This is a genomic window from Tianweitania aestuarii, assembly GCF_018457165.1.
GTDB classification, from domain to species: Bacteria; Pseudomonadota; Alphaproteobacteria; order Rhizobiales; family Rhizobiaceae; genus Tianweitania; species Tianweitania aestuarii.
The window spans coordinates 1,337,971-1,355,431 of record NZ_JAFMNX010000001.1 but is presented as its reverse complement, the minus strand read 5'-3'; the positions used below and the strand labels follow the sequence as shown (position 1 = coordinate 1,355,431).

The 17,461-nt window shown below is 59.9% G+C and carries 23 protein-coding genes; 4 read left to right on the top strand and 19 right to left on the bottom strand.

Features of this window, described 5'->3' with window-relative positions:
- Positions 1-80: 80 nt before the first annotated feature.
- The 3 genes from JYU29_RS06760 to JYU29_RS06750 all read left to right on the top strand — a co-directional run bounded on the left by JYU29_RS06760 (position 81) and on the right by JYU29_RS06750 (position 2,560).
- Positions 81-419 carry a P-II family nitrogen regulator gene (locus JYU29_RS06760; protein ID WP_213983913.1) on the top strand — a complete coding sequence of 113 codons (339 nt, stop codon included), beginning with the start codon at positions 81-83 and terminating at the stop codon, positions 417-419.
- A gap of 41 nt (positions 420-460) precedes the next feature.
- Positions 461-1,870: a type I glutamate--ammonia ligase gene (glnA, locus tag JYU29_RS06755; protein WP_213983912.1), complete on the top strand. Its 1,410-nt coding sequence runs from the start codon at positions 461-463 to the stop codon at positions 1,868-1,870.
- Between the two features lie 90 nt (positions 1,871-1,960).
- A complete protein-coding gene (locus JYU29_RS06750) occupies positions 1,961-2,560 on the top strand; it encodes a YdeI/OmpD-associated family protein (RefSeq protein WP_213983911.1) in 600 nt (199 codons plus the stop codon).
- 100 nt (positions 2,561-2,660) lie between these two features.
- On the opposite strand, the gene JYU29_RS06745 is transcribed toward JYU29_RS06750, so the two are convergent.
- Positions 2,661-3,701, bottom strand: coding sequence for a glutamine synthetase beta-grasp domain-containing protein (locus JYU29_RS06745; RefSeq protein ID WP_213983910.1), 1,041 nt, complete (start codon positions 3,699-3,701; stop codon positions 2,661-2,663).
- 328 nt (positions 3,702-4,029) lie between these two features.
- Between JYU29_RS06745 and JYU29_RS06740 the strand changes: the two genes are divergently transcribed.
- Positions 4,030-4,218: a DUF2735 domain-containing protein gene (locus JYU29_RS06740; RefSeq protein WP_213983909.1), complete on the top strand. Its 189-nt coding sequence runs from the start codon at positions 4,030-4,032 to the stop codon at positions 4,216-4,218.
- Positions 4,219-4,249: 31 nt separating this feature from the next.
- Here the strand turns inward: JYU29_RS06740 and JYU29_RS06735 are convergent, their stop codons facing one another.
- The 18 genes from JYU29_RS06735 to rpsH all read right to left on the bottom strand — a co-directional run bounded on the left by JYU29_RS06735 (position 4,250) and on the right by rpsH (position 17,457).
- Complete coding sequence (locus tag JYU29_RS06735; RefSeq protein WP_213983908.1) at positions 4,250-5,050, bottom strand: ATP12 family chaperone protein; 801 nt, start codon at positions 5,048-5,050, stop codon at positions 4,250-4,252.
- A gap of 60 nt (positions 5,051-5,110) precedes the next feature.
- Positions 5,111-6,094, bottom strand: a complete 984-nt coding sequence (locus JYU29_RS06730) for an RluA family pseudouridine synthase (RefSeq protein ID WP_213983907.1) — start codon at positions 6,092-6,094, stop codon at positions 5,111-5,113.
- Positions 6,095-6,125: 31 nt separating this feature from the next.
- Positions 6,126-6,503 (bottom strand): fluoride efflux transporter CrcB, encoded by a 378-nt coding sequence (gene crcB / locus JYU29_RS06725; protein WP_213983906.1) that lies wholly within the window; start codon positions 6,501-6,503, stop codon positions 6,126-6,128.
- Positions 6,500-6,916: an HNH endonuclease gene (locus JYU29_RS06720; protein WP_213983905.1), complete on the bottom strand. Its 417-nt coding sequence runs from the start codon at positions 6,914-6,916 to the stop codon at positions 6,500-6,502. Before JYU29_RS06720 ends, crcB begins: the two co-directional genes overlap by 4 nt.
- 102 nt (positions 6,917-7,018) lie before the next feature.
- Positions 7,019-8,332: a replication-associated recombination protein A gene (locus JYU29_RS06715; RefSeq protein WP_213983904.1), complete on the bottom strand. Its 1,314-nt coding sequence runs from the start codon at positions 8,330-8,332 to the stop codon at positions 7,019-7,021.
- Positions 8,332-9,855 (bottom strand): DegQ family serine endoprotease, encoded by a 1,524-nt coding sequence (locus JYU29_RS06710; RefSeq protein ID WP_213983903.1) that lies wholly within the window; start codon positions 9,853-9,855, stop codon positions 8,332-8,334. Before JYU29_RS06710 ends, JYU29_RS06715 begins: the two co-directional genes overlap by 1 nt.
- A 137-nt stretch (positions 9,856-9,992) precedes the next feature.
- On the bottom strand, positions 9,993-10,424 hold the full coding sequence (gene rplQ / locus JYU29_RS06705) for a 50S ribosomal protein L17 (RefSeq protein WP_189501774.1): 432 nt from the start codon (positions 10,422-10,424) through the stop codon (positions 9,993-9,995).
- 61 nt (positions 10,425-10,485) lie between these two features.
- Positions 10,486-11,496 (bottom strand): DNA-directed RNA polymerase subunit alpha, encoded by a 1,011-nt coding sequence (locus JYU29_RS06700; protein WP_189501772.1) that lies wholly within the window; start codon positions 11,494-11,496, stop codon positions 10,486-10,488.
- Between the two features lie 107 nt (positions 11,497-11,603).
- Entirely contained in the window at positions 11,604-11,993 is a 390-nt protein-coding gene (rpsK, locus tag JYU29_RS06695; RefSeq protein ID WP_213983902.1) for a 30S ribosomal protein S11, read from the bottom strand.
- A 115-nt stretch (positions 11,994-12,108) separates the two neighbouring features.
- Entirely contained in the window at positions 12,109-12,477 is a 369-nt protein-coding gene (gene rpsM, locus JYU29_RS06690) for a 30S ribosomal protein S13 (protein ID WP_213983901.1), read from the bottom strand.
- Positions 12,478-12,686: 209 nt separating this feature from the next.
- Positions 12,687-13,277 carry an adenylate kinase gene (locus tag JYU29_RS06685; protein WP_213983900.1) on the bottom strand — a complete coding sequence of 197 codons (591 nt, stop codon included), beginning with the start codon at positions 13,275-13,277 and terminating at the stop codon, positions 12,687-12,689.
- On the bottom strand, positions 13,274-14,614 hold the full coding sequence (secY, locus tag JYU29_RS06680) for a preprotein translocase subunit SecY (protein WP_213983899.1): 1,341 nt from the start codon (positions 14,612-14,614) through the stop codon (positions 13,274-13,276). Before secY ends, JYU29_RS06685 begins: the two co-directional genes overlap by 4 nt.
- 163 nt (positions 14,615-14,777) lie before the next feature.
- Positions 14,778-15,248: a 50S ribosomal protein L15 gene (gene rplO / locus JYU29_RS06675; RefSeq protein ID WP_213983898.1), complete on the bottom strand. Its 471-nt coding sequence runs from the start codon at positions 15,246-15,248 to the stop codon at positions 14,778-14,780.
- Between the two features lie 17 nt (positions 15,249-15,265).
- A complete protein-coding gene (gene rpmD / locus JYU29_RS06670; RefSeq protein WP_213983897.1) occupies positions 15,266-15,463 on the bottom strand; it encodes a 50S ribosomal protein L30 in 198 nt (65 codons plus the stop codon).
- Positions 15,464-15,474: 11 nt separating this feature from the next.
- Positions 15,475-16,038, bottom strand: coding sequence for a 30S ribosomal protein S5 (gene rpsE / locus JYU29_RS06665; RefSeq protein ID WP_213983896.1), 564 nt, complete (start codon positions 16,036-16,038; stop codon positions 15,475-15,477).
- 83 nt (positions 16,039-16,121) lie between these two features.
- Positions 16,122-16,481, bottom strand: coding sequence for a 50S ribosomal protein L18 (rplR, locus tag JYU29_RS06660; protein ID WP_213983895.1), 360 nt, complete (start codon positions 16,479-16,481; stop codon positions 16,122-16,124).
- Between the two features lie 12 nt (positions 16,482-16,493).
- Positions 16,494-17,027: a 50S ribosomal protein L6 gene (gene rplF, locus JYU29_RS06655; protein ID WP_213983894.1), complete on the bottom strand. Its 534-nt coding sequence runs from the start codon at positions 17,025-17,027 to the stop codon at positions 16,494-16,496.
- A 31-nt stretch (positions 17,028-17,058) separates the two neighbouring features.
- The gene (rpsH, locus tag JYU29_RS06650; RefSeq protein WP_213983893.1) at positions 17,059-17,457 is read right to left on the bottom strand and encodes a 30S ribosomal protein S8; all 399 of its coding nucleotides are present in this window, start codon (positions 17,455-17,457) and stop codon (positions 17,059-17,061) included.
- Between the last annotated feature and the right edge of the window lie 4 nt (positions 17,458-17,461).

The following is a 17,461-nucleotide window of genomic DNA, read 5'->3' as shown; positions in this document are numbered from 1 at the left end:
GGCTAGGCTTTGGCACGCTTCCTGCTTACAACAGTGCGAGCGGCAAATGACGCGCAGTCAGTACAGTGGAGGCAGGCGCCATGAAGAAGATCGAAGCCATTATCAAGCCGTTCAAGCTTGACGAGGTCAAGGAAGCCCTTCAGGAAGTTGGGCTCCAGGGCATCACGGTCATGGAAGCCAAGGGCTTTGGCCGGCAAAAGGGGCATACCGAGCTTTACCGCGGCGCGGAATATGTGGTCGACTTCCTGCCCAAGGTGAAGATCGAGGTCGTGCTGAACGACGAAGCCGTCGAGGCCGCCGTCGAGGCCATCCGCAACGCCGCACAGACGGGACGGATCGGCGACGGCAAGATTTTCGTTTCCAATATCGAAGAAGTCGTGCGAATTCGTACCGGTGAAACCGGCGTCGACGCAATCTGAGCCACGGCAGAAACCATCCCACCGGAGACAGGAAAGACAACATGACGACAGCCAATGACATCATGAAGCAGATCAAGGACAACGAGGTAAAGTTCGTTGACCTGCGCTTCACTGATCCGAAGGGCAAGATGCACCACGTCACGATGGATGTGGTGGAAGTTGATGAAGACATGTTCGCTGATGGCGTCATGTTCGACGGCTCCTCCATCAGCGGCTGGAAGGCGATCAACGAGTCCGACATGGTGCTGATGCCGGATATGGACACGGTCCACATGGATCCGTTCTTCGCACAGTCCACCATGGTGGTGATGTGCGATATCCTCGATCCGGTCTCCGGCGAAGCCTACAACCGCGATCCGCGCGGCACCGCCAAGAAGGCCGAAGCCTACATGAAGGCTGAAGGCGTAGGCGACACGATCTTCGTTGGTCCGGAAGCCGAGTTCTTCATCTTCGACGACGTGAAGTACAAGGCTGATCCGTACAACACCGGCTTCAAGCTCGACTCCACCGAATTGCCGACCAACGACGACACCGATTACGAAACCGGCAATATGGGCCATCGCCCGCGCGTCAAGGGCGGCTATTTCCCGGTTCCGCCGATCGATTCCGCACAGGACATGCGTTCGGAAATGCTGACCGTTCTGTCCGAAATGGGCGTGCGCACCGAAAAGCATCACCACGAAGTGGCTGCCGCGCAGCACGAACTCGGCCTCAAGTTCGACTCGCTCGTTCGCAACGCCGACAAGATGCAGATCTACAAGTATGTCGTGCATCAGGTCGCCAACGCCTATGGCAAGACCGCGACCTTCATGCCGAAGCCGGTCTTCGGCGACAACGGCTCGGGCATGCACGTGCACATGTCGATCTGGCGCGATGGCAAGCCGACCTTCGCCGGCAACGAATATGCTGGCCTGTCGGAAAGCTGCCTGTTCTTCATCGGCGGCGTCATCAAGCACGCCAAGGCGGTCAATGCCTTTACCAACCCGCTGACGAACTCCTACAAGCGTCTCGTTCCAGGTTATGAAGCGCCGGTGCTGCTCGCTTATTCCGCGCGCAACCGTTCGGCGTCCTGCCGTATTCCGTTCGGCTCCTCGCCGAAGTCGAAACGCGTTGAAGTCCGCTTCCCGGATCCGGGCGCAAACGCCTATCTCGCCTTTGCAGCCCTCCTGATGGCCGGTCTCGACGGCATCAAGAACAAGATCCATCCTGGCCAGCCGATGGACAAGGATCTTTATGATCTGCCGCCGAAGGAACTGAAGAAGATCCCGACCGTGTCCGGCTCGCTGCGCGAAGCGCTCCAGAGCCTCGACCGCGACCGCGGCTTCCTCAAGGCCGGCGGCGTGTTCGACGACGACCAGATCGACGCCTATATCGAGCTGAAGATGGCCGAGGTCATGCGCTTCGAAATGACGCCGCATCCGGTTGAGTTCGACATGTACTACTCGGTCTAAACCGACCGAAGCTAAGCAAAGCCCCGCCTGAGAAGGCGGGGCTTTTTTGTTGTTCGGAACGGCTCACATAGACCTCTTCGAAGGTACGCTATGCCAAAGATCAGTGTTGATCCATCCAAGGTGCAGACGTTCGCGAATGCCAGCTCGTTCAACGACTGGCTGGCGCTGCATCACGACAGCGAGGACGAGATCTGGATCAAGATCCATAAGGTGAAGAGCGGCCTGACCACGATCACACCGGCGCAGGCTGTTGATGTCGTGCTTTGCTGGGGCTGGATCGACGCGATCCGTAAAAGTCACGACGACGTCAGCTTTCTGCAGCGCTACACGCCACGCGGCCCCCGCAGCGTTTGGAGCAAGATCAATGTCGACAATGTTGCGCGCCTCATCGCTGAAGGGCGGATGACGGAACACGGTCTGCACCACGTCGAAAGCGCAAAGGCAGATGGCCGATGGGAGCGCGCCTATGCCAGCGGCAAGGATCTGAAGATCCCACATGACCTGCAGCAGGCGATAGAGCAGGACGAGGCTGCGCACGCCATGCTCGCCGTTCTCACCGAGCAAAATCGTTTTGCGCTTGCTTTCCGTATGCACACCATCAAGACGCCGGCCGCGCGTGCCCGCAACATAGAGCGGTATGTGGCCATGCTTGCCCGAGGCGAGACGATTTATCCTCAGCGCAAGCGCTAGCTCGCTCAGTAAGCATCTCAACCGACGCTTGAATGTAAAGAAGGCCCGGCAGTTTCCTGCCGAGCCCCTTCGCTGTTCCCCTTCGGATTATCAGCAGTCTTTAAGCGGCAGCCTTCTTGACGCCCTCAACAGGAACGTCGGCAATCGTCTTCAGCACCTGCGAGGCGATCTGGTACGGGTCGCCCTGCGAATTCGGGCGGCGATCCTCGAGATAGCCCTTGTAGCCGTTGTTCACGAAGGAATGCGGTACACGGATTGAAGCGCCACGATCGGCAACACCATAGGAGAACTTGTTCCACGGTGCGGTCTCGTGCTTGCCGGTCAGGCGCTTGTCGTTGTCCGGACCGTAAACCGCGATGTGGTCATCGAGGTTTTTGTCGAAGGCAGCCATGAGTGCCTCGAAGTAGTCCTTGCCGCCGACTTCGCGCATATGCGCCGTCGAGAAGTTGCAGTGCATGCCCGAGCCGTTCCAGTCGGTGTCGCCCAGCGGCTTGCAGTGGAACTCGATGTCGATGCCGTACTTTTCGGTCAAACGAAGCAGCAGGTAGCGCGCCATCCAGATCTGATCGGCAGCCTTCTTGGAGCCCTTGCCGAAGATCTGGAATTCCCACTGGCCCTTGGCCACTTCGGCATTGATGCCTTCGTGGTTGATGCCGGCGGCCAGGCAGAGGTCGAGGTGTTCTTCGACGATCTGACGCGCGACGTTGCCGACATTCTTGAAGCCGACGCCCGTGTAGTACGGACCCTGCGGAGCGGGATAGCCGGATTCCGGGAAGCCCAGCGGACGGCCGTCCTTGTAGAAGAAGTATTCCTGTTCGAAGCCGAACCAGGCGCCGTCATCGTCCAAGATGGTCGCGCGGCTGTTGGAGGCGTGCGGCGTGACCCCATCGGGCATCATGACTTCGCACATCACCAGCACGCCGTTGGTACGGGCGGGATCCGGATACACGGCGACCGGCTTCAGAACGCAATCCGACGAGTGGCCTTCAGCCTGCATCGTGGACGAGCCATCGAAGCCCCACAAAGGAAGCTCTTCAAGCGTTGGGAAGGAGGCGAACTCCTTGATCTGCGTTTTGCCGCGCAAGTTGGGGACCGGCGTGTAGCCATCCAGCCAAATATACTCGAGCTTGTACTTTGTCATTCTAGCCTCTCGTAACCACGACCTGAAGCGTCCTCGTCGGTGCGGTCGTGAAGGGACCGACGGCGTCAGATCATACTTAGCAAGGGGCGTGCCAATTGAACTGCAACGATGGCAATAGACGCAAGTTGGCCCTCGGATCCCACGCAAACAAGGCTGCGCATGAGTGGAACCGGCAGGCAGCAGAACCGTTGATGATCTTACCGGCCCAATCGCCGGATCAGCTCTGCAGGATGCCGCTCAAAAAATAGGCTTCATTGCACAAATCATTTGCAGTCTCTATATTCGACATCATAGTCTTCGGACAAACAACGACTTGGAAGGAAGCGCCATGACGACTTCCCAGACTTCTTCAGCAACGATCTATGAGTTTCCCGTTGGAGGCCGCGCCGGCCGCCTTAAAGGCTTTCGCAAGTGGGACAAGGCTTCGCAGCCGTCAGCGCCGGCTCCGGTGATCATGCCGGAAAGCGGCTGGTACCATGATGTGGCTGTTCAGGAAGACGTTCCGCAGAAGAACTAAGCTGGAGCGCGGCCCCGGCGAAGCGAGGCTCTTACTGCCCGTCTACAGCGCGCGTTTGCAGTAAAGCGTGCGCCGCTTGCATATCGCGGCGACGGAATGCGCGGCGTGCCTGCGCTTCCTCATCCTCACCCCACTGCGCAATGTTCCAGTCTTCATCGACATGGGCAGCGTTCCACGCTCCATCGAAGCTAAGTTCACCGGCTTCCAGCGCCAGCGCAATCAGCGCCGAACCGGCAATCGAGGTCATGATGTGAAGCGAAGCCAGCCGAAACGGGTCTGCGTCGCGCTTGAGGTGAAAGCCGACCGCGGCAACGGATTCCTTGGGCTGCTCGACATGCATGACGCCCTCCGCCAGGAAAAAGCGTGCACCAAGTGTCGTGCGCGCCCAGTCCAGCACCGGATCCCAGCCTTCGGCCTGCAGCGCGACCAGCTTTTCCGGTGAGTCGGCCCGGTAGAAAACAAGGTCGGACGAAGCGAAGCGCATGATGTCTTCGATCACCGCCTGCGGATCACTCGCCACACCATCGACCGCGGTGTTCACCAGCCGATAAGCCGGCATGGTCGCAAGATTGACCACATCTTCCTGAGCCCGGAACTCATCGGCCACCAGCGCTGCTGCCGCTTCTGAAGGCAGTGCAATCACCCGCTGACCCGGCGTGCGGATCGCCTTGCCATCAAGCTCGACCACCCAGCCAACCGCATTCTGAACAACGGCGACGTCCTTGTAGAAGCGCTTGGGCATCACCGGCTTGGTGAGCCGCTGCGCCCGCTTCACCGGGTCCTCGTCTTTGTGAACAGGTCCGCCTTCAAGGTCGTTCAGGATGTCGCGCATGAAAACTCGCACTCTGCTTGAAGCAGCACAGATAGGAATGGAAACGCTGCTTCGCTACCTTTAATCGGCCGCGCTTGCTTCTTCGAAGCCGAGCAGGTTCCAGCTTTGCACCATATGCGGTGGCATCTCGGCCGTCACATCGATCGAGCCGCGATCCGGATGCGGGATCACGATCCGCCGCGCATGCAGATGCAAACGGTTCTGCATGCCGCCGGGAAAGTCCCAGTTCTGATCGGCCTCAAAATATTTGGGATCGCCGATGATCGGGCAGCCCATGTCGAGCGCATGAACGCGCAGCTGATGGGTCCGGCCGGTATAAGGCTCCATCTCGAGCCAGCTCAACTGCTGGCCAGCCTGCTCGACAATGCGGTAGTTCGATACGGCGTGATCGGCACCCTTTTCGCCATGCTTGGCCACGCGCATGCGGTCGCCATCAGGCGTGGTTTCCCGAATGAGCCACGAGGAAATGCGGCCTTCCCGCTGCTTGGGCACACCTTTGACGAGCGACCAATAGGTCTTCTGCGTTTCCCGGTGACGGAAGGCTTCCGCGAGCTTCATCGCAGCCAGCCGCGAGCGCGCGACGACGAGCACGCCGGATGTATCGCGATCGAGGCGATGCACCAGACGCGGCTTTTCGCCCTTCTTGTTGCGCCAGGCTTCCAGCATGCCGTCAACGTGGCGCGAAACGCCCGAACCACCCTGCACTGCCAGACCCGCAGGCTTGTTGAACACGAAGACCTTGTCGTCCTCATGGATCAGCATCTTGGCAAGCAGATCGCCGTCATCCTGACCGCGAATGGTGCGCGCCGTCAGCGGTCCGCCCGTACCCTTCTCGTCGATACCCAGCGGGGGGATGCGGATCGACTGGCCGGGCTGGATACGCGTGTCGGCTTTCGCACGGCTTCCATCGATGCGCACCTGACCGGATCGCAGCAGCTTCTGCAGGTGGCCGAAGCCCAGCCCTGGATAATGGGATTTGAACCAGCGATCGAGACGCATGCCCGCCTCGCCCGCATCCACCGATTTTACTTCAACGCCTGCCATACTTCACGCTCTGTTTGATCCGCAGATAGCATCACGGCAGGATGCGCGCGACCCACAATCCCGCAAAGACGGCAATCAAAGACACGATGACGCTTGCAGCCACATAGCCGAAGGCTCCCATGACCTCGCCGCGCTGCCAGAGTGTCGCGAAATCGAGCGAGAAAGCCGAGAATGTCGTGAAGCCGCCAAGCATGCCGGTGGCGACAAACAGGCGCAAGGCATCCGACGTGCCGCTTCGTCGCGCAAGCCAACCGACGAGCAGGCCCATGATCAGCGATCCCAGGATGTTGATGACGATCGTCCACCAAGGAAAGGCCGTCGTCGTCAGACGCGCACTGCCGGCGTTCACGAGATGACGCAAGGACGCGCCGACCGCGCCCCCTGCGGCAACCAGAAGAAGGTTGTTCATCGCGGCTGCTGCCGGTTCGCTGGCTTCGGCGCAGGTATCTTCAAAACAGACTGTCTTTCATCGTTCTCGCATCCCTTTGCCTGTTCCACCGCTGCAAGTGCGGTCACGAGCCAGAGGTCTCTTAGCGACCAGCTGTTGGCAAGCTTCCTGTCGCGCACCTCCGCAAAGTATTTGGAGGAAAGAAACTCGGGCATGCTGCGGTTGGCTTTTGCCTGATTGCAGCAGCGGCACGCCGGAATTGTCACCGCCGTACCTTTGTGAGTTCTGGGCATAACATGGTCGCGGGTCCGCATATTCGGCTGGTTGCCGCCCACTTCAAGCGCAACGCCACAATAAGCGCACCAGTTCTTTCGATCGTCAGCCCACCAGTTTCCGACTTTCCGGTTGATCAACTTGGTTGGATTGGGCGACATGAGCGGCTCGCTAGATGAAGCCGCAGACTAGGCGAAAGAAATTGCGGAATACTTGCTTCAGCCCTTCCAATACCCGGTCGATTTCCTCAATCCTCCCAACACTTACCTGCGGGAGGCGCGCAGCTTCTCCCAATAATCCAGACGCTTGCGGATTTCCCTTTCAAAACCCCGGTCCACCGGCTCATAGAAGGTCTGACGTCCCAGCCGATCAGGGAAATAGTTCTGGCCCGAGAAAGCATCAGGCTGATCATGGTCATAGGCATAGCCATCACCATAATTTTCTTGCTTCATCAGCTTGGTCGATCCGTTGAGGATCAGCTTCGGCGGCATCAGAGAGCCGTTGTCCTTTGCCGTGTTCATCGCCGCCTTGAACGCCGTGTAAACCGCGTTCGACTTCGGTGCCGTCGCCAGATAAACGCAGGCCTGTGCCAGGGCCAGCTCACCTTCCGGCGAACCAAGATAATCATAGGCGTCCTTGGCTGCGTTGGTGATCACCAACGCCTGAGGATCGGCGAGACCAATATCTTCCACAGCCATGCGAACCAGGCGGCGTCCGATATAAAGCGGGTTCTCGCCGGCATCGAACATGCGGCAGAGATAATACAGTGCCGCATCGGGATCCGACCCACGCACCGACTTATGCAGCGCCGAAATCAGGTTGTAGTGACCATCCTGGCTCTTGTCGTAAACCGGGGCACGGCGCTGAACGATGCGGACCAAACCTTCCGGATCAAACACTTCGCTTGGCTTGGCAGCACGCCAGACCTCTTCCGCAAGGGTCAGCGACGCACGACCATCCCCATCGGCCATGCGCACCAGCATGGCGCGTGCATCCTCGTCCAGCGGCAGCGGGCGCGCTTCCAGGCTCTCGGCGCGATCCAACAGCTTGCCGATGCTGTCTTCCGTGTGCGCCTTGAAGGTCAGAACACGCGCGCGGGACAAAAGCGCTGCATTGAGCTCGAAAGACGGGTTCTCCGTCGTGGCGCCGATCAGCACCACCGTGCCGTCTTCCATCACTGGCAGAAACGAGTCCTGCTGCGCCCGGTTGAAACGATGGATCTCGTCCACGAAGAGCAGCGTCTGACGTCCATTGCTGCGGCGCAGGCGCGCGGCGTCGAACACTTTCTTCAGGTCTGCGACACCGGAAAACACAGCGGAAATCTGCTCGAACGCAAAGTTGGTCTGGTTTGCGAGCAACCGCGCGACCGTTGTCTTTCCGGTTCCCGGCGGTCCCCAGAAGATCATGGAGCCTAGCGTTCCAGAAGCAATCATGCGGGTCAGAACGCCGTCTTCGCCGGTGATATGCTCCTGCCCCACGACCTCGCCGAGCGTTTGCGGACGCATGCGGTCGGCCAGCGGCCGTGCCGCTTCAGCCTTGGAAGGCGCTGGATCGTTAGTGCCGAACAGATCCGACATCAGTAGCGCAGCGTCTGCTGGATGATGCGACCATCACGCTCGATGGCGATGCGCCAATACCGGCTGCCCCCCTTCGTCAGGGCAATCAAATCAGACGCGGTCTTGATCGGCTGCTGGTTCAGTTCGCGCACAATATCATTGCGGCGAAAGCCGACCTGCGCAGCAGGCGAGCGCGACGCCACATCGAGGATGATCACACCGGTGCTCGTGATGGGCAGGTTCAGGCGCTGCGCCAGGCCCGGAGACAGTTCGGCGATCTTTGCACCCGACAGCGGGCTGTCACCGTCGATGTCGACCTCACCGGTCTCGCTTTCGGGCGCACGGACCAGTTCCACCGGCAGCGTGACTTCCTTGCCGCTTCTCAGCACATTGACGGTCACGGTCGCGCCGATCTCCAGCGTTGCAAGGCGGTAGCCCATTCCGTCGGGGCTTTCCACCGGCGAACCGTCCATCGCGACCACGACGTCACCCGGTCGCAGCCCAGCCTTCTCGGCCGGGCCTTCGGCATAAACGTTCGACACCAATGCACCGGAAGGACGGGGCATGCCGAGCGCTTCCGCGACCGGCGCCGTGACCGGATCGAACGTCGCGCCGATAAAGGGGCGCTCGAAATAATCATTGCCGGCCTTGGCCGACGCGACCACGGCTTTCACGATGTTGGAAGGAATCGCAAAGCCGATGCCGATCGATCCACCCGACCGGCTGTAAATCGCCGTGTTGATGCCGATCAGGTTGCCGCGCATATCGATCAGCGCGCCGCCGGAGTTGCCCGGATTGATCGCGGCATCCGTTTGAATGAAAAAGCCGAAGTCGCTGACGCCGATATGCGTGCGCGCAAGCGCCGACACGATGCCGCTCGTCGTTGTCTGGCCGACGCCAAACGGGTTGCCGATCGCGAGCACGAGATCACCAACCTCAAGCGCTTCGGAATCACCGACCTTGATCACCGGAAAGGATTCCGTTCCGTCGATCTTCAGCACAGCAAGATCGAGCGATTCGTCCTTGAGCAGGATCTTGCTTTCGAACTCACGACCATCGGCAAGCGCGACCTTGACCTCATCGGCGTCCTTGATGACGTGGTTGTTCGTGACGATCAGGCCACTACCGTCCACGATCACACCCGATCCAAGCGCCGACTGCGCTCGCGGCGGCAGCTGCCGGCCGAAGAACTGTTCAAAGAAGGGATCGCCCGCAAACGGTGACGGAACGCCACGCGGCTTGCGCGACGCATACACGTTGACGACGGCCGGAGCCGTGGTTTTCACGAGTGGTGCATAGGACAGCTGAAGTTCAGCTTGTCCAAACGGCACACGGCGCTGCGGATCCGGTGCCGCGTGCGCTGGCGCGGGTTCGTTCGGCTCCGGTTGCTGCGAAGCTTGGGCCTCAGGCTCCTTGCTCCCCATCAGATCACCCAGCAGCGAGCGCAAACCGCCCTGCTCTTCCTGTGCCATCGCGACAGAGCCTAAGCCGAGCGCTGCTACAAGCACGGACGCGACCAGCGCCGAACGGGATCTCAAAGCCATCGAACAATTCCTAGAACCAAGCCGGCTTTATGTAAGCCTTCCGCCCGGCACTTCCACCAAGGAGCGCCGGCACCGCTCGTTCAGAAACAAAAAAGGAGCCTTTCGGCTCCTTTCTCATGTCTGACGATCAAAGCCGATCAAGCGGCTTCGTTGTCCTGCTCAGCCAATTCTGCTTCGTGACGCGCACGATCGGCAGCACCCTTGGCAGAAACGTCGCGATCAACGAACTCGATCACGGCCATGGCGGCATTGTCGCCATGACGGAAACCAGCCTTCATGATGCGCAGGTAGCCGCCGTTGCGGGTGGCGTAGCGCGGAGCGATCGTGTCGAACAGGCGCTTGGCCATGGTCTCGCTACCGATCGCAGCGATTGCCTGGCGGCGTGCATGGAGATCACCACGCTTGCCGAGCGTCACGAGCTTCTCCACGATCGGGCGAAGCTCCTTTGCCTTTGGCAGGGTCGTCACGATCTGCTCGTGTTCGATCAGCGATGCCGCCATGTTGGTGAACAGCGCCTTGCGGTGGCTGTGGGTCCGATTGAGCCGGCGATGGGCACGTCCATGACGCATGGCTAATCTCCTTTAGGGTTGAAGCCGGAAGCGCTGCGCGCTCCCTGGGCTGTTGTGGTTTTTAATACTGGTCTTCGTAACGCTTGGCGAGATCTTCGATGTTTTCCGGAGGCCAATCCGGAACTTCCATACCGAGATGCAGACCCATAGCGGCCAGCACTTCCTTGATCTCGTTGAGCGACTTGCGGCCGAAGTTCGGAGTGCGCAGCATTTCTGCTTCCGACTTCTGGATGAGGTCGCCGATGTAAACGATGTTGTCGTTCTTCAGGCAGTTTGCCGAACGCACCGACAGTTCCAGCTCGTCGACCTTCTTGAGAAGCGATGGGTTGAAAGCAAGTTCGGTGACCTGCTCGGAAACCTGCTCCTTCTGCGGCTCGTCGAAATTGACGAACAGGCCGAGCTGGTCCTGCAGAATGCGGGCTGCGAAAGCGACAGCGTCTTCACCGGTGATCGAACCATTGGTTTCAATCGACATGGTGAGCTTGTCCTTGTCGAGCTCTTCACCATGACGCGTGTTCTCGACCTTGTACGACACCTTCTTCACAGGCGAGTACAGGCTGTCGACCGGAATGAGGCCGATCGGAGCGTCTTCGGCGCGGTTGCGATCGGCAGGAACATAGCCCTTGCCGGTATCAACCGTGAACTCCATGCGGATCTCGGCGCCCTCGTCGAGGGTGCAGATCGCGTGATCCGGGTTCAGGATCTCGACATCGCCAACCGTCTGGATGTCGCCAGCCGTGACCGTACCCGGTCCGGACTTGCGAACAACCATGCGCTTGGGGCCGTCGCCTTCCATGCGGATCGCGATTTCCTTGATGTTCAGGACGATGTCGGTGACATCTTCGCGAACGCCGGGGATCGACGAGAATTCATGCAGCACGCCATCGATCTGCACTGCGGTCACAGCCGCGCCGCGCAGCGACGACAAGAGAACACGACGAAGGGCGTTGCCCAGCGTCAAACCGAAACCGCGCTCGAGCGGCTCGGCAACAAGCGTCGTCAGGGTCTTGTTCTTCGAAGAGAACTCGACCTTGTTCGGCTTGATCAGTTCTTGCCAGTTCTTCTGGATCATTGATTGGTCCTTCCTCGTTGCCACCATCCAATCGTGGCAATCATCGGTTCGGAAACTACGAAGCGCCAGGCAACAGCCCGGCGCATTCGAGGATCATTCTGTGCGGCTTAGACGCGGCGCTTCTTGCGCGGGCGGCAGCCATTGTGCGGGATCGGCGTCACGTCGCGGATCGAGGTGATGGTGAAACCAGCAGCCTGCAAAGCGCGCAGTGCTGACTCACGACCCGAACCCGGACCGGACACTTCAACTTCCAGCGTGCGCATGCCGTGTTCCTGCGCCTTCTTTGCGCAATCTTCAGCAGCCATCTGGGCAGCGAACGGCGTGGACTTGCGCGAGCCCTTGAAGCCCTGCGCACCAGCCGACGACCAGGCAATCGCATTGCCCTGTGCGTCGGTAATCGTCACCATTGTGTTGTTGAAGGTCGAATTGACGTGGGCGACGCCCGAAGAAATGTTCTTACGTTCGCGACGGCGAACGCGACCGGCTTCCTTAGCCATGGTAGTCCTTTCTTATTGATCTCTACGCCGCCGTAATGCCAGCGGCTCCACCTTTGGAATGCACGAACTGCGCTGCGAAACAGGCAATCCGTGCAGCCATTCAGTCGTTCTGCGATTACTTCTTCTTGCCGGCAATTGCCTTGGCAGGACCCTTGCGGGTGCGCGCATTCGTGTGCGTACGCTGACCGCGAACCGGCAGCGAACGACGATGACGCAGGCCGCGATAAGAACCGAGATCCATCAAGCGCTTGATGTTCATCGAGGTTTCGCGGCGCAGATCGCCCTCAACCTGGTAGTCGCGGTCGATCGCTTCGCGGATCTGCAGAACTTCAGCGTCCGTCAACTGGTTTACGCGGCGCTCAGCCGGAATGCCGACCTTCTCGACGATTTCCTGGGCAAAATGCTTGCCGATGCCGTGAATGTACTGAAGCGCAATAACAACGCGCTTGTTGGTCGGAATATTAACGCCGGCGATACGTGCCATAATGGTCACTCCATGTGCGCCGGCGAAGCCGGCATTGTTGTTGTCCCGCGTCCGGTGGAGGCCGGCCCTTGCGGGGTCTTCCAAAAAGTCATGAGCGACCGGCAAACGCCGAGCAGCTCATCAACCCATTGTTTAGATGGAGACGCGTCGCTATAGTCCGCTATGGCAGCCGCGTCAACTCCCGGCCCTTAACGTGTCTCAAAGCACCGTTAATGCTTGGCCGGCGCTACGATCTTCTCGATCTCAGCCGTCACGACGTCCATGTCAGCCATGCCATCGATCACGCGCAACTGGCCGGTCTCTGCATAATAGGCCGAAAGCGGAGCAGTCTTGGCACGGTATTCCTCGAGACGCTTGCCAAACGATTCGGCATTGTCGTCGGCCCGAACAGTGCCACCGGCGGCGATCGTATCCGCAACACGCTTCTCGATGCGGCTCATCAGAGCCTCTTCATCAACCTTGAGCTCGATCACGGCATCGAGCGAGAGGCCCTTGCCTTCAAGAATGGCGTTCAAGGCCTGCGCCTGAGGCACCGTGCGGGGAAACCCATCGAGAATGAACCCGTTGGCGCAATCCACCTCGTCGACCCGTTCGGACACGATCTGATTGACGATCTCATCCGACACGAGCTGGCCGGCGTCCATGACGGACTTGGCGCGAAGGCCGATTTCCGTCTGCGCCTTCACAGCGGCCCGCAGCATGTCCCCCGTGGAAAGCTGCGGAATACCGTGACGTTCAACAAGTCGCTGCGCTTGCGTGCCTTTACCCGCCCCCGGCGGCCCAAGCAGAATCAGCCTCATCGTCCCCTCTTTCCTCCACGCAGCTTCGATTTCTTGATCAGACCCTCATACTGATGCGCGATCAAGTGCCCCTGAATTTGAGCAACCGTATCGAGCGTCACGCTGACTACGATCAGCAGCGACGTGCCACCAAGGTAGAACGGTACGCCGGTTGCCGAGATCAGGAACTCAGGCAGAAGGCAAACCAAGGTGATGTAGATCGCACCGACAACCGTAATGCGAGTCAGCACATAATCGATGTAGTCGGCGGTCCGCTCACCCGGACGGTAGCCCGGAATGAAGCCTGAATGCTTCTTCAGCTGATCGGCCGTGTCCTTCGGATTGAAAACGATTGCCGTGTAAAAGAAGCAGAAGAAGATGATCAGTGCGGCATAGGCCAGCATGTAAAGCGGCTGACCATGTCCGAGCGCTGCCAACACGCTGCTTGCCCATGAGGGAAGCGTCGTCGTGTCCGTAAAGCCTGCAGCGGTTGCCGGCAGAAGCAGCAAGGACGATGCGAAGATCGGAGGAATCACACCGGCGGTGTTAAGCTTCAGCGGCAGATGCGATGTATCGCCCTGGAACATGCGATTGCCGACCTGACGCTTCGGATACTGGATCAGCAAGCGACGCTGGGCGCGCTCGAAGAACACGATCACGGCGATGACGACGACAGCCAGAACCAGGATCGCCAGGATCAAGCCGGTCGACAAGGCGCCGGTGCGTCCAAGCTCCAGCGTGCCGCTCAGAGCGCGCGGAAGGCCTGCCACGATGCCCGCGAAGATGATCAGCGAAATACCGTTACCGATGCCGCGTGCGGTGATCTGCTCACCAAGCCACATCAGGAACATGGTGCCGCCAAGCAAGGTGATGACGGTCGAAACGCGGAAGAACCAGCCCGGATCGGCAACCAGGTTGGCACCGCCCTCGAGGCCAACGGCAATGCCGTAGGCCTGAACGGTCGCCAGAAGCACCGTTCCGTAGCGGGTGTACTGATTAATGACCTTGCGGCCCTGCTCGCCTTCCTTCTTCAGCGCTTCAAGGCTCGGAATAACCGAGGTCATGAGCTGCACGATGATGGAAGCGGAAATATATGGCATGATGCCGAGGGCGAAAATTGCCATGCGCTCGACAGCGCCGCCAGCAAACATGTTGAACATGCCCAGCACGCCGCCGGATTGCTGCTGGAAAGCCTGAGCAAAGGCTGTCGGGTTGATGCCCGGCATCGGGATATAGGTGCCGAGGCGGTAAACAAGCAGTGCGCCGATCGTAAACCAGATTCGGCGTTTCAGATCCTCGGCCTTGGCGAAGGCAGCGAAATTCAGATTGGATGCGAGCTGCTCTGCGGCAGATGCCATGGGGAAAAACTCCGCTGACGCCCAGAAGGCGCTTCCTTACGCAACAAGGCGCCCGACAGAGCGGGCGCCGCGTGTTGCCGAAGTCCCGAAATAGGCTCCGGCAGGAAAAGATGCAAGCGAGGCCTGATCCAAGTTCACACCTGGATCAGTGACCTCTTGTCGCTTACTCGGCGGCTGCTTCCGGAAGCTTCAGCGAACCGCCGGCCTTTTCGATCTTTTCGCGCGCCGACTGGCTGGCACCGGCAACATCGAAGGAAAGCTTCGACGTCAGTTCGCCGTCGCTAAGCACCCGAACGCCGTCCTTGGCACGGCGAATCACGCCAGCCTTGATGAGCGCGGCACCCGTAACAGTCTCGTCGGCCGAGAGCTTGCCAGCATCAACAGCAGCCTGAATACGGCCGAGCGATACAGCGTTGAAGCTCTTTGCGAAGAGATTGTTGAAGCCGCGCTTCGGCAGGCGACGATACAGCGGCATCTGACCGCCTTCGAAGCCGTTGATGGCGACGCCGGAACGGGCCTTCTGACCCTTGACACCACGACCACCGGTCTTGCCGGTGCCCGAGCCGATACCGCGACCGAGGCGCTTACGCGAATGCGTGGAGCCCTCGTTGTCCTTGATCTCGTTGAGTTTCATGTGACCTCTCCTGGCGCTCAGGCCTCGTCCACAACGCGGACGAGATGCTGAACACGGGCGATCATGCCACGCACGGAAGGCGTATCCTGCAGCGTGCTGCGGCGATGCATCTTGTTCAGTCCGAGACCAATCAGCGTCGCGCGCTGCTCCTTCGGACGGCGGATGGGGCTGCCGATCTGCTCGACAACCAGCGTCTTACCGCTTTCATTAGCCATGATCGCGCTCCTTACTCGTCAACGGTCACGGCCGAGCCGCGACGCGACTGCAGAGTGGCGAACTTGATACCGCGAGCGGCAGCAACGTCCTTCGGATGAACCTGGCTCTTCAGCGCGTCGAACGTGGCGCGAACCATGTTGTATGGGTTCGAGGAGCCCATCGACTTGGCGACCACGTCGTGCATGCCGAGCGTCTCGAACACAGCGCGCATCGGACCACCGGCGATGATGCCGGTACCAGCCTTGGCGGCGCGGAGGAGAACGCGGCCAGCACCGTGGCGGCCTTCAACGTCATGGTGAAGCGTACGGCCCGAGCGCAGCGGCACGAAGATCAGATCGCGCTTTGCAGCTTCGGTAGCCTTGCGGATCGCTTCCGGCACTTCGCGTGCCTTGCCGTGACCGAAGCCAACGCGACCCTTCTGGTCACCAACGACGACGAGAGCAGCGAAACCGAAACGGCGACCACCCTTTACGACTTTAGCAACGCGGTTGATGTGTACGAGCTTGTCGACGAAACCGTCATCGCGCTCTTCGCGGTCGCGGCGCTGACCGCCGTCCCTGCGTTCTTGTGCCATATCCTGTTCCTTTGTTCTTTTCCGGAAGCACAGTTGACAAAATCCGGCCTGCGACGAGCGCAGGCCGGGGTGAAAAACTCAGATTAGAAGCTGAGACCGCCTTCGCGAGCGGCTTCTGCCAGGGCCTTGACGCGGCCGTGGAAGATGTAGGCACCGCGGTCGAACACGACCTGGGTCACACCTGCCTGCGCGGCGCGCTCGGCAACCAGCTTGCCAATGGCAGCGGCAGCAGCCGTATCGGCACCGGTCTTCAGCGAACCCTTGAGATCGCTCTCGAGGGTCGATGCAGCGGCCAGCGTGTGGCCGTTGGCATCGTCGATGACCTGTGCGTAGATGTTCTTCGACGAGCGATGAACGGAAAGGCGCGGACGTTCGCCGGCAACCGCCTTGATCTGGCGACGGATGCGGGCGGCGCGCTTCTTAAGAGCAACCTTATTAGCCATAACCGGCGATCCTTACTTCTTCTTGCCTTCCTTGCGGACAATCCGCTCGCCGGCATAACGAACGCCCTTGCCCTTGTAAGGCTCGGGGCCGCGATACTCGCGAATTTCGGCAGCAACCTGGCCGACAACCTGCTTGTCGATGCCGGTGACGACGATTTCCGTCGGCTTCGGCGTCGCAATGGTGATTCCGGCAGGCGTCTCGTAAACCACGTCGTGGCTGAAGCCAAGAGCCAACTGCAGGTTCTTGCCCTGCATGGTGGCGCGATAACCAACGCCCGTGATTTCGAGACGACGCTCGAAACCGTCCTTCACACCCGTCAGGATGTTGACGATCTGCGTACGCGACATGCCCCACTTGGAGCGCGCATCCTTCGAGTCGTCGCGCGGCTGGACCGAAATCTCGCCACCTTCCGACTTGACGAGCACTTCGTCGTTGACGACGAACTTGAGCTCGCCCTTTGGTCCCTTCGCCGTGACGGTCTGGCCGTTCACGTCGGCGGTCACGCCCTGAGGCACCGGAACCGGTTTCTTGCCAATACGAGACATTGGTCTTGTCCTCGTTGTTCTTGTCCGCCGATCAGAAGATCTGGCAGAGGATTTCGCCGCCGACGTTCTGCTCGCGCGCCTCGTGATCGGCCATCACGCCTTTCGGCGTCGACAGGATCGAGATGCCGAGGCCGTTGGCCACGTGCGGGATCGTCTTCATCGAAACGTAGACGCGGCGGCCAGGCTTTGAAACGCGGCTGATCTCGCGAATAACCGGAGCACCTTCGTGGTACTTCAGCTCGATCTCGATCTCGGACTTGCCGTTCTCGAATTCGGATACGGAGTAATCGCGGATATAGCCTTCGGACTTCAGAACATCCAGAACGCGCATGCGCAGACGCGAAGACGGCGTGGAAACCGTGAGCTTGCGACGGCCGAGTGCGTTGCGGATGCGGGTCAGCATATCGCCGAGAGGATCGGTCATGGACATAACT

Coding starts and splice junctions, on each gene's coding strand:
- JYU29_RS06760 (WP_213983913.1), top strand. CDS start 81: ATGAAGAAGATCGAAGCCATTATCAAGCCGTTCAAGCTTGACGAGGTC.
- glnA (WP_213983912.1), top strand. CDS start 461: ATGACGACAGCCAATGACATCATGAAGCAGATCAAGGACAACGAGGTA.
- JYU29_RS06750 (WP_213983911.1), top strand. CDS start 1,961: ATGCCAAAGATCAGTGTTGATCCATCCAAGGTGCAGACGTTCGCGAAT.
- JYU29_RS06745 (WP_213983910.1), bottom strand. CDS start 3,701: ATGACAAAGTACAAGCTCGAGTATATTTGGCTGGATGGCTACACGCCG.
- JYU29_RS06740 (WP_213983909.1), top strand. CDS start 4,030: ATGACGACTTCCCAGACTTCTTCAGCAACGATCTATGAGTTTCCCGTT.
- JYU29_RS06735 (WP_213983908.1), bottom strand. CDS start 5,050: ATGCGCGACATCCTGAACGACCTTGAAGGCGGACCTGTTCACAAAGAC.
- JYU29_RS06730 (WP_213983907.1), bottom strand. CDS start 6,094: ATGGCAGGCGTTGAAGTAAAATCGGTGGATGCGGGCGAGGCGGGCATG.
- crcB (WP_213983906.1), bottom strand. CDS start 6,503: ATGAACAACCTTCTTCTGGTTGCCGCAGGGGGCGCGGTCGGCGCGTCC.
- JYU29_RS06720 (WP_213983905.1), bottom strand. CDS start 6,916: ATGTCGCCCAATCCAACCAAGTTGATCAACCGGAAAGTCGGAAACTGG.
- JYU29_RS06715 (WP_213983904.1), bottom strand. CDS start 8,332: ATGTCGGATCTGTTCGGCACTAACGATCCAGCGCCTTCCAAGGCTGAA.
- JYU29_RS06710 (WP_213983903.1), bottom strand. CDS start 9,855: ATGGCTTTGAGATCCCGTTCGGCGCTGGTCGCGTCCGTGCTTGTAGCA.
- rplQ (WP_189501774.1), bottom strand. CDS start 10,424: ATGCGTCATGGACGTGCCCATCGCCGGCTCAATCGGACCCACAGCCAC.
- JYU29_RS06700 (WP_189501772.1), bottom strand. CDS start 11,496: ATGATCCAGAAGAACTGGCAAGAACTGATCAAGCCGAACAAGGTCGAG.
- rpsK (WP_213983902.1), bottom strand. CDS start 11,993: ATGGCTAAGGAAGCCGGTCGCGTTCGCCGTCGCGAACGTAAGAACATT.
- rpsM (WP_213983901.1), bottom strand. CDS start 12,477: ATGGCACGTATCGCCGGCGTTAATATTCCGACCAACAAGCGCGTTGTT.
- JYU29_RS06685 (WP_213983900.1), bottom strand. CDS start 13,277: ATGAGGCTGATTCTGCTTGGGCCGCCGGGGGCGGGTAAAGGCACGCAA.
- secY (WP_213983899.1), bottom strand. CDS start 14,614: ATGGCATCTGCCGCAGAGCAGCTCGCATCCAATCTGAATTTCGCTGCC.
- rplO (WP_213983898.1), bottom strand. CDS start 15,248: ATGAAACTCAACGAGATCAAGGACAACGAGGGCTCCACGCATTCGCGT.
- rpmD (WP_213983897.1), bottom strand. CDS start 15,463: ATGGCTAATGAAAGCGGTAAGACGCTGGTTGTCGAGCAGATCGGCAGC.
- rpsE (WP_213983896.1), bottom strand. CDS start 16,038: ATGGCACAAGAACGCAGGGACGGCGGTCAGCGCCGCGACCGCGAAGAG.
- rplR (WP_213983895.1), bottom strand. CDS start 16,481: ATGGCTAATAAGGTTGCTCTTAAGAAGCGCGCCGCCCGCATCCGTCGC.
- rplF (WP_213983894.1), bottom strand. CDS start 17,027: ATGTCTCGTATTGGCAAGAAACCGGTTCCGGTGCCTCAGGGCGTGACC.
- rpsH (WP_213983893.1), bottom strand. CDS start 17,457: ATGTCCATGACCGATCCTCTCGGCGATATGCTGACCCGCATCCGCAAC.